At 71.7% G+C, this 9,873-nt stretch carries 8 protein-coding genes; 3 read left to right on the top strand and 5 right to left on the bottom strand.

Annotated elements, in window-relative coordinates; translation table 11 throughout:
* Positions 1 to 137: 137 nt before the first annotated feature.
* The 3 genes from htpG to ACFY0I_RS38295 all read right to left on the bottom strand — a co-directional run bounded on the left by htpG (position 138) and on the right by ACFY0I_RS38295 (position 4,372).
* Positions 138 to 2,051, bottom strand: coding sequence for a molecular chaperone HtpG (gene htpG / locus ACFY0I_RS38305; RefSeq protein WP_388904321.1), 1,914 nt, complete (start codon positions 2,049 to 2,051; stop codon positions 138 to 140).
* Positions 2,044 to 3,486: a sensor histidine kinase gene (locus tag ACFY0I_RS38300; protein WP_388904327.1), complete on the bottom strand. Its 1,443-nt coding sequence runs from the start codon at positions 3,484 to 3,486 to the stop codon at positions 2,044 to 2,046. Before ACFY0I_RS38300 ends, htpG begins: the two co-directional genes overlap by 8 nt.
* A gap of 208 nt (positions 3,487 to 3,694) precedes the next feature.
* On the bottom strand, positions 3,695 to 4,372 hold the full coding sequence (locus tag ACFY0I_RS38295; protein WP_388904320.1) for a response regulator transcription factor: 678 nt from the start codon (positions 4,370 to 4,372) through the stop codon (positions 3,695 to 3,697).
* Between the two features lie 136 nt (positions 4,373 to 4,508).
* Here ACFY0I_RS38295 and ACFY0I_RS38290 point away from each other — a divergent pair, with 136 nt between their 5' ends.
* Together ACFY0I_RS38290 and ACFY0I_RS38285 are read left to right on the top strand one after the other, a co-directional pair.
* Positions 4,509 to 5,144: a hypothetical protein gene (locus ACFY0I_RS38290; RefSeq protein WP_388904319.1), complete on the top strand. Its 636-nt coding sequence runs from the start codon at positions 4,509 to 4,511 to the stop codon at positions 5,142 to 5,144.
* 231 nt (positions 5,145 to 5,375) lie between these two features.
* Entirely contained in the window at positions 5,376 to 6,143 is a 768-nt protein-coding gene (locus ACFY0I_RS38285; RefSeq protein WP_388904317.1) for an NPP1 family protein, read from the top strand.
* 33 nt (positions 6,144 to 6,176) lie between these two features.
* On the opposite strand, the gene ACFY0I_RS38280 is transcribed toward ACFY0I_RS38285, so the two are convergent.
* Both ACFY0I_RS38280 and ACFY0I_RS38275 read right to left on the bottom strand, forming a co-directional pair.
* Entirely contained in the window at positions 6,177 to 6,680 is a 504-nt protein-coding gene (locus ACFY0I_RS38280; RefSeq protein WP_388904315.1) for a cupin domain-containing protein, read from the bottom strand.
* Between the two features lie 125 nt (positions 6,681 to 6,805).
* Positions 6,806 to 7,945 (bottom strand): glutamate--cysteine ligase, encoded by a 1,140-nt coding sequence (locus tag ACFY0I_RS38275; RefSeq protein ID WP_388904314.1) that lies wholly within the window; start codon positions 7,943 to 7,945, stop codon positions 6,806 to 6,808.
* A 492-nt stretch (positions 7,946 to 8,437) separates the two neighbouring features.
* Between ACFY0I_RS38275 and ACFY0I_RS38270 the strand changes: the two genes are divergently transcribed.
* Complete coding sequence (locus ACFY0I_RS38270) at positions 8,438 to 9,664, top strand: MFS transporter (protein WP_388904312.1); 1,227 nt, start codon at positions 8,438 to 8,440, stop codon at positions 9,662 to 9,664.
* The last annotated feature ends 209 nt before the right edge of the window (positions 9,665 to 9,873 follow it).

Genomic DNA, 9,873 nt, shown 5'->3' with positions numbered 1-9,873 from the left:
CCCCACCCCCCCCCCCCCCCGCGGGGCCCCCCCCCCCCCCCCGGGCCGGCGCCCCCCCCCGGCGGGGGCCCCCCCCCCCCGGGCGGGGGGGGGGGGGGGGGGGGCCCCCGGGGGCGGGGGCCCCCCACCCCCACCGATCACAGGCTGCGGGTCAGCCGGTCGGTGAGCAGCCGGGTGAAGCGGGCCGCGTCGGGCAGGTCGCCTCCTTCGGCGAGCAGCGCGCTGCCGTACACGAGTTCCGCGATCTCCTTCAGGGAGTCGTCGTCGGCGTTCGCCCCGTGCGCCGTACGCAGCGCGGTGATCAGCGGATGCGTCGGGTTGAGCTCCAGGATCCGCTTGACCGGGGGCATCTGCTGCCCCATCGCCCGGTACATCTTCTCCAGGGTCGGGGTCATGTCGTCGGCGTCACCGACGACGCACGCGGCCGAGGTCGTCAGTCGGGACGACAGGCGGACCTCCTTGACCTCGTCCGACAACGCGGCCGTCAGCCAGGGCAGCAGGGCGGCGAACTCCTCGTCGCGCTTCGACCCGGACTCGGCGTCCTCGTCGTCCTCGCCGGACCCGCCGAGGTCGACCTGGCCCTTGGCGATCGATTGCAGCCGGTGGCCGTCGAAGGCGGGCACCTGGTCCGTCCAGACCTCGTCGACCGGGTCGGTCAGGATCAGCACCTCGTAGCCCTTGGCGGCGAAGGCCTCCATGTGCGGCGAGTTCTCCACCGTGGTGCGGTTCTCGCCCGTCAGGTAGTAGATGGTGTCCTGACCCTCCTGCATGCGCTCGACGTACGCGCGCAGGGTGGTGGTCGTCCCCTTGTCGTGCGTGGAGTCGGCGGACACCAGCTCCAGCAGGGCCTCGGTGTTGTCGACGTCCTCCAGCAGGCCCTCCTTCAGCACCCGGCCGTACTGGCCCCACAACTCCGCGTAGCGCTCGGCGTCGTCGTTCCGCACGGACTTGAGGGCGCCGAGGACCTTCTTGACCAGGCGACGGCGCACGCTGCGGATCTGCCGGTCGTGCTGGAGGATCTCGCGGGAGATGTTCAGCGACAGGTCGTGGGCGTCCACCACACCCTTCACGAAGCGCAGGTAGTTCGGCATCAGCGCTTCGCAGTCGTCCATGATGAACACGCGCTTGACGTACAGCTGCACCCCACGCTTGCTCTCCCGGGAGAACAGGTCGAACGGCGCCCGCGACGGCACGAACAGCAGGGCCTCGTACTCGAAGTTGCCCTCGGCCCGCATGTGGATGGTCTCGGCCGGATCCTGCCAGTCGTGGCTGATCTGCCGGTAGAACTCGTTGTACTCGGCCTCGGTCACCTCGCTGCGCGGCCGGGCCCAGATCGCCTTCATCGAGTTGAGCGTCTCGACGTCGCTCGTCGTGACGTCCTCGGCATCGGTCCGCTCGACCGTCATCCGGATCGGCCACCGGATGAAGTCGGAGTACTGCTTGACGATCTGACGGATCTTGTGCTCGGCCAGGTAGTCGGCGAGCCCGTCCTCACCGTCGACGGGCTTGAGGTGCAGGGTCACCGAGGTCCCCACGGGAAGGCCGTCGACGGCCTGGATCTCGTAGGTCCCCTCGCCGTCGGACTCCCACCGGGTCCCCTCTTCGGTCCCCGCCCGTCGGGTGTGCAGGGTGACCCTGTCCGCGACCATGAACGCCGAGTAGAAGCCCACGCCGAACTGCCCGATCAGGCTCTGCGCCGCCGCGGCGTCGTCGGCTTCCTTGATCTTCTCCAGCAGACCGGCGGTGCCCGACTTGGCGATCGTGCCGATCAGCTCCACGAGGTCGTCGCGGCTCATGCCGATGCCGTTGTCCCGGACGGTCAGCGTACGGGCGTCGGGGTCGGTCTCCAGCGCGACGTGCAGATCGGAGGTGTCGGCCACGAGGTCGGCGTCGGTCAGTGACTCCAACCTCAACTTGTCCAGGGCGTCCGAGGCGTTCGAGATCAACTCGCGCAGGAAGATGTCCTTGTTCGAGTAGATCGAATGGATCACCAAGCGGAGCAACTGACGCGTCTCGGCTTGGAATTCGAGCGTCTCGACACTGCTACCCACTCTGGGAGCTCCCTTCGTTCCGGTTCCATCGCATGATAGACGCGGCGCCGTCCGTCCCGAGCTCCGTGGGTGCGACCGGCAGCCGCAGGATCAGGCGGGCGCCGTGCGCGGCGTCCTCGGCGGTCAGCGTCCCACCGTGATGGGCCGACAGGTCGCGGGCGATGGCGAGGCCCAGGCCCGCACCGCCGTGGTCGCGGCTGCGGGAGTCGTCGAGGCGGGTGAAGCGCTCGAAAACCCGGTCCCGGTCGGCCGCGGGGATACCGGGGCCGTCGTCGGTGACCTCCAGCACGGCCGTGCGCGGACCCGCGCCGTTCGTTGTGCGCAGGGTGATCTCCACCCGCCGGTCCGCGTAACGCTCGGCGTTGTCCAGCAGGTTGGTGATGATCCGGCCGATCCACAGGGCGCTGCCGGCGATCCGTACGCCCTCCTCCAAGCGCGTGCGTACGGGCACCCGGTCGGCCGGCCTGGCCTCCACGGCTTCGTCCACCAGCTCCGTCAGATCGAGATCGACGGCGGCCACGGGCTGCGCGGCATCGATGCGGGCGAGCAACAGGAGGTCGGAGGCGAGGCGTTGCAGCCGCTCGACGTCCTGGAGGGCGCCACCGATGAGTTCGGGCCACAGCTCCGGATCCCGTACGGCCAGGGCCACCTCCAACTGCGTGCGCAGGACGGTGATGGGGGAGCGCAGTTCGTGCGAGGCGTCGGCGATGAACTGACGCTGACGGGCGCCGGAGGCCTCCAGCCGGTCCAGAGTGGTGTTCATGGTCTGCGCCAGGCGGGCGACCTCGTCACGGGTGGTCGGGACCGGTACCCGGCGGTGCAGATCGCGGTCGGAGATCTCGGCGACCTCGGCTCGGATCGCTTCCACGGGCCGCAGTGCCCGTCCGGTCACCCGCCACGTCACCAGGGCCACGGTGATCAGGAGCAGCGGCATGCCGATCACGAGTGCGGCGGTGGTGGTGTCGTCGGCTGCGTCCGCGTCGCGCAGGGACGCCCCGGCGTAGACGACGGCGGGGCCGCTCGGCGTGTCGGTGGCGACCTGGACGACCCGCTGACGGTGGTTCGCGCCCAGCGGGCGGCCCTGCCAGGTCTGGAAGCGGATCCGGGGCCCGCCGGGGTTCGCGGCGGAGAACGCGGAGAACGCCGGAACGCCGATGAGGTTGGGAGTGGCGAACAGGACGCGGCCGTCGGCGCCCACCACCTGGACGAATTCCACCCCGCGACCGATCGGCCGGACGCGGTCGAGCCGGCCGGCCGCGGCGAGCTGGGCCACGCTGTCGGCCTGCCGGCGCGCGTCGTTCTCCGCGTTGCGCAGCAAGTTCGCCTCGAGCAGGCTGAGCAGGGCGAACGAGGCCAGAGACAGGGCCGCCGCCACGACGAGGCAAGCCCCCAGGGTCGCCCTGGCCCGCACGGTGGTGGGCCACAGTCGTCGCAGCGCCGGCCACCGCTCCAGCGCCGTGTCGGCGAGCGTGCGGACGACGGCGGCCGGGCGGCCGTCCGGGGGCGGACGCCGCAGGAGACGACCGAGCACCGGCACGCCGCCGTCGCGCGCACGCTCACGGGCCCGGAACCGGAGGCCGCGCACCCGCGGGCCACGTCCCTCCTCCGGCAACCCGAGGGCGTCGGCGTCGGGGCGGGGACGCTCAGCCACCGTCGGCCGCCAGTCGGTATCCGGCCCCGCGCACGGTCTCCAGCGCGGCCCGCCCGAACGGCGCGTCGATCTTCCGGCGTACGGCGCTGACGTGCACCTCGACCACATTGGGGTCGCCCTCGAAGGCGCTGTCCCACACCTGTTCCAGGATGTCCCGCTTGGGCACCACCTCGCCCGAGCGCCGGGCCAGGCACTCCAGGACGGCGAACTCCCTGGCGGTCAGGCGTATGTCGGTGCCGTCGCGGGAGCACGACCGCCGGGCGGGGTCGATCACCAGGTCGCCGCACCGCAGCACCTGTGGGGTGCGGCGGCCCGTGCGCCGGGCGAGCGCGCGGAGCCGGGCGACGAGGACCAGGTAGGAGAACGGTTTGGACAGGAAGTCGTCGGCACCGGTGTCCAGCGCCTCCGCCTCGTCGTACTCGCCGTCCTTCGCGGTGAGCATCAGGATGCCGGACTCGTTGCCGGCGGCGCGCAGCTTCGCGCAGACGCGGTAGCCGTTCAGGCCGGGCAGCATGATGTCGAGCACGATCAGCTCGTAGTCGTGCTCGGTGGCCATCCACAGTCCCTGGAGCCCGTCGTGGGCCACGTCGACCGTGAATCCCTCGGACCGAAGTCCCCGTTGCAGGGCCACGGCCAGTCGCCGTTCGTCCTCCACCACCAGTACGCGCATGTCGAACAGGGTCTCAGGCCGGGGCCACCGGAGGCTGAAGAGGTCTTCAGCCGGCTTCAGCAGGGCTTCAGCATCGGCTCGGCATGCTCGGGGACCCCGCCGGGTGAAGCGCCCGGTCGTCCTGAGGAGCAACGGTATGTCCGACTCGTCGATCCCGCCGTCCGCACAGCCCGAACCGGCCGGGAAGCCCGGCCCGCCCGCGCCGACGCAGAGCGGGGCGCCGGCCGCGGGCTCCCGGGGTCGTGCGGCCGTGGGCCGTCTGGTGCCCCGGGGCAACGGCGCCCGATGGGCCGCGGTCGGCATCGCCGTGGTGGTCGTCGGAGGGGGAGTGGCGGCCCTGGCGGCGGCCGAGCACCACCACGATCGACAGGGCGGGCCGCGCCTGATCCGGACCGCGCCGGGCCCCGACGGTCCGGGGGAGCGCCGGGCCGAAGCGGCCCCCGGTCGCGTTGACCAGGCGGGCCCCGGTCGCGGCGATCAGGCGGGCCCCGGGGAGCACGGGGCGCTCGGGGGCCCGGCGGGCCGGGGTGCGCGGGGCGGATCCGCCCAGGCGGCCCCGGCGCCGCTGCCCTCCCTGGCCATCGGCGATGCGGCCGGCAAGGCGGCGGCAGCGGTGAACGGCGGCAAGGTGGAGAGCCTGCGCGTGGTCGCGCAGGAAGGCGGGGGCAGCGCCTGGCTGGCGGTGGTCCTCGGTCCGGACGGCGTCCGACACGCCGTCACGGTGTCCGGCACGGACGGCACGATCACCGGCAACAACCCCGTGGACCGCTAGGGCGCGGACCGAAGGCCCGGTCGCGGCGCGCCTGGACGGCTGCGCCCGACGGGCCGTCGGGGGACCGGGCGAGTGCGAGGCCCGCAACTCAGCACCCTGCGGGGGTAGTTCATCGGATCCGAACCCTTGCCGGATGGAGTGGCGTGGCCAATGATGCTCCGGGCGTTCGGATTTCGGCTCGGGCCGGACCCCGATATCGCGCCCGCACCCGGCCGGCCAGGAGGCTCACCCTTGCGGACGTACCGTCGTACGCGGAAATCGTTCGTGGTCGCCGGCGCGGCCCTCGCGCTCGTCGTCGGCGTTTCCCAGCCGGCCTTCGCCGCACCGCCGCCGGCCCTGCCGGTCAGCGCCGACGCGCTCGAGCTGACGTACCAGCCGGCCTTCGACTACGACACCGACGGCTGCTACCCGACGCCGGCCATGGGCTCGACCGGCGTGCTGAACGGCGGCCTCAACCCCACGGGCGCCCTCAACGGAAACTGCCGGGACGCCTCGGACCTCGACAACACCAACAGCTACTCCCGGGCGACCTGCAACAACGGCTGGTGCGCCGTGGTGTACGCGCTGTACTTCGAGAAGGACCAGGCGATTCCCGGCATCAGCCTCGGAGGGCACCGCCACGACTGGGAACACGTGGTGGTGTGGATCCAGGGCAACGAGGCCAAATACGTGGCCACTTCGGCCCACGGGGACTTCGTCGTCCACGCGCGGGACCGGATCCGCTGGGACGGGAACCACCCCAAGGTCGTCTACCACAAGGACGGCCTCGGAACCCACTGCTTCCGCGCGGCGAACACCAACGACGAACCGGCCGAGAACCACAAGCGCACCTGGCAGTTCCCGGCGCTCGTCGGATGGAACGGCTATCCGCCCGGCCTGCGCGACAAGTTGAGCCAGGCCGACTTCGGCAGTGCGCACTTCGGCCTGAAGGACGGCTCCTTCACCTCGCACCTGGCCGAGGCCAAACCGGCCGGCATCCCCTTCGACCCCTACCTCTAGACCTGCGGGGCGTGCCCGCCCCACCCGCCGCCCTCACTGCTCCGACGGCGGGCGGCAGTACCGGCGTACGAGTTCGGCGTGTTGCGGGAAGTGACGCAGCATGTCGGCGGTCCGGCCGAGGGTCATGTCGGCGTAGTCGAACCCGGGGGCCACGGCCTCGCTGATCAGGGCGTGGTCCCCGTCGGTCAGGTGCGACGCCTTCCACACGCCCCCGAGCACCGCGAGGGTGAGGGACTGCCCCCGGCCCGGGTCCTGGCCGAGGACCTCGGTGGTGTGCCGGCCGTCCGGGTGGATCAGGTGGTAGGTGACCGGTTCACCATGGTGGTGGAAGTGCAGGATGTCGGACTCGTTGAGGTGCCAGTGCCCGACGGGTGACCAACTGGTCAGCAGATAGTGGATCGAGGTCAGGGTGTGGCGCTCACCGCGCGGCGTCCTGGTCCGGGGGCGGTGGTCCGCCTGGAAGGTCCGCCGGAAGTACCCGCCCTCCACGTGCGGTTCCAGGCCGAGGGCCTTGATCCAGTCATGTGCGGTGGGCACGCGGCCTCCTTCGATCGGTCGGCCTCCTGCACCGCGCCGGACGGTGTGAGCCGAGGCCCGTCGGACGAACCCTACGGGGCGCGGTGGACGCGCGCGGCGGACCCACCGAGCCCGGGGGCACCAACTCAGCCGCCGTCCCCCGTGATGCGCGCGCACTGCCGGACCACCGCTGCCAGGCTGCCCTCCGAGCGCAGCAGGGAGCGCTGGACGCGCGCCCCGTTGCCCCGTTCCAGGAGCTCGGCGATGCCCGTCCGGACGAGGTCGTCGTCACCGAGGTCGACGAGTGCGTCGCGGACATGCTGGTACAGGGCCTCGACCACGGCCTCCGGCGCGGCCTCCCGCATGTTCTGCGGGTGGAGCAGGGGCCCGTCGAGTCCGGATCGGCCGGCCTGCCAGGAGGCCAGCCGCAGCAGGCTGGTGCTGATCCTCGCGGGAGGGTCCCCGGCCCGCCAGGCGCGGGCGGCGGTTTCCACCAGTCCCCGTGCCAGCGCGGCCAGGAGGACGGGGGTGGTGGCGTGGAGGGCGACGTCCGCGACCCTGATCTCCACGGTGGGGTACGAGGCCGACAGGCGGGCGTCGAAGTAGATCATCGCGGTGTCGTGGAGGACGCCCGTGCCCACCATGGCGGCCACCTGCTCGTGATAGCGGTCCGCGGAGCCGAACACGTCCACCGGACCCGCGGAGGGCAGCCGGTTCCACACCCGGCTGCGGTAGCTCGCGTAGAGGCTGTCCTCGCCCTGCCAGAACGGCGAGTTCGCGCTCATCGCGGTGAGGACGGGCAGCCACGGCCGGATCCGGTCGAGGACGGCCACCCCCTCCTCGTCCGACTCGACCGACACGTGCACGTGGCAGCCGCAGGTCAGTTGCTCCTGCGCTGTCAGGCCGAACTGCCGCGCCACCCATTCGTAGCGCGGTCCGGTACTGATGGACGGCCGCACGGCCAGCGGCGAGGTGCCGACCGCCACGACGAGGCCGCCGGCGGTGGCGGCGTGCCGCGCCGCCTCCCCGCGCCAACGGACGATCTCCTCCTGGAGTTCGCCCATCTCCGTCACCGGCTTGGTCGCGAACTCGACCTGCTCCTTCTGGAGCTCCGCCTCGAAGGTGTGGCCCTCCGCCCCGTCCCCGTTCCCACCCGTGCCGCCCTCCCGGCCGGCGGGCGCGCACGCGCGGTCGGCGGCGGCGAGCACCGCCCCCGAGAGTGCCAGGGCTTCACCGCTGTCGGCGTCGACCAGCAGCAGTTCCTCTTCCACACCTACGCTTCGCATACGACCGCCCGTCTCGTCATGGATCGAACCGATCACCGCCTGCCCCGCTCGCGGCCCGGTATACCCGAGAGACAGCGTTCCGTTCGTCGACCGGGACGCCCGGCGGACGCGCGGTGGACGCTCGGTACATCCGTGGTCGACGCGTGCTCGACCCGAGCCGGTGTCCTCATGCCGTTCCGGCCGCGCCGTTACCGGCGAGTAGTGCGGACGTTCGCGACATTGCTCCGGAGGATTTCACCAAGAATTTACTGCCCTCGCGGGGCGGTATTCGTATGTGACGAGCGCCACAAGGCATTCTCTGGACGCGCCACGTCGGCACTGTCTCTAATAGGTCTTCGTGTCCGGCCGACGATCTTGGCCGGATGTGTGACGGGGGAAATTCCCGAATCTTGTCGTTGGCAATGGTGCTGAACGAGAGGTCGGAGCGGTGTCAGTGATCCTGACGGTCGAGAAATGGTCCGGACAATTCAAATCGAGTGACGTGGTACGGCAATGCTGAACCGGTTGCTCCCGAAGCGCGGCCCTGCCCGCACGCTCACCGGCATCACGCTGGTGCACACCCTCGGACAAGGGATGTGGATGGCGCTGAACGCCATCTACGCCACGTCCGTCCTGAAGCTCACGCCCGGACAGTTCGGCATCGGAGTCGGTGTCGCCGCGGGTGTCGCGCTGGCATTGAGCACTCCCAGCGGCCACCTGGCCGACCGCATCGGCCCGCGGGCCGTGCAGATCTGGTCCTTCCTCGCCCTCGGACCGCTCACCGCCGCCCTGCTGTTCGTCGACGGGTTCCGCCAGTACCTGCTGGTCCTGTCCCTACAGGCCATCGCGTACAGCGCCAGCCGCAGCGCCCGGATGGCCATGGTCGCCGGACTGGTCCCACCCGAGGACCGGGTCTCCGTCCGCGCCTACCTTCGGGCCACCAGCAACGTCAGCGTCTCCGTCGGGGCCGCCCTCGCCGGTCTGGCGCTCGTGGCCGACACGCCCGCCGTCTACCGGGCCGCCGTCGTGCTCAACGCCGGCACGTACCTGGCCACCGGTCTGCTCACGCTGCTGCTCCCGGCCGTGCCGCCACAACCGGCCCGACCCGGGCCCGCCCTGGTCGTCCTGCGGGACCGGCCCTTCCTCACCTTCGTCGTGCTGGACGGCCTGCTCTCCATGCACAACCTGCTGCTGGACGTGGTGCTCCCCCTGTGGGTGCTCCACCACACCGGCGCGCCCCGCTGGATGATCGCCGTCATCCTCATCACGAACACCGTCGCGGTCGTCCTGCTCCAGGTCAGAGCCGCGCGCGGAACCGATGAGCCGGCGGCCGCGGCGCGGGCGTCCCGGGCCGGATCGCTGTGCCTCGGCATCGCCTGCGTGATCTTCGCCCTCACCGAGGGCGCCTCCTCGGTCGTCGCCTGCGGCCTCCTCGTCGCCGGGGCGCTGGTGCACGTCCTCGGCGAGGTCCGGCAGTCGGCCGGCAGCTGGGGCATGTCCTTCGGCCTCGCGCCGGAGCACGCCCAAGGCCAGTACCAGGGCACGGCCGCGATGGGCGCCGACCTCGGCAAGATGATCGCGCCCGCCCTGCTCACCTGGCTGGCCATCGAGCACGGCGCCGTCGGGTGGCTGGTCATGGCCGTCGGATTCGCCGCGGTCGGGGCCTTGATGCCGCCGGTCGCGCGCTGGGCCGACCGTAGCGGACGAGCCGCACCCACCCGCGAGCCCGCCGCCCCTTAAATCCCACCTGCTTTTCCAGCCCTTTCGGGTACCAGTTCTCCATTCCCACTTTTGGTCAATTCGACATTCCACGCTGTGCACGCCCTCCCGGGCCCCGGGTTCCGTCGGCGTGCGCGCATTCCGGAAGGTCTGCGCACTTAGCGGGACGCCATTTCGTGCACCGCACCGCACGGAAGGCCGCTCCGTCGTGCCCGTAGACCTGAAAAGCG

Origin of the sequence: Streptomyces sp. NPDC001568 (genome assembly GCF_042893755.1) — a bacterium.
Lineage (GTDB): Bacteria > Actinomycetota > Actinomycetes > Streptomycetales > Streptomycetaceae > Streptomyces.
This window is presented reverse-complemented; position numbering and strand designations above follow the sequence as displayed.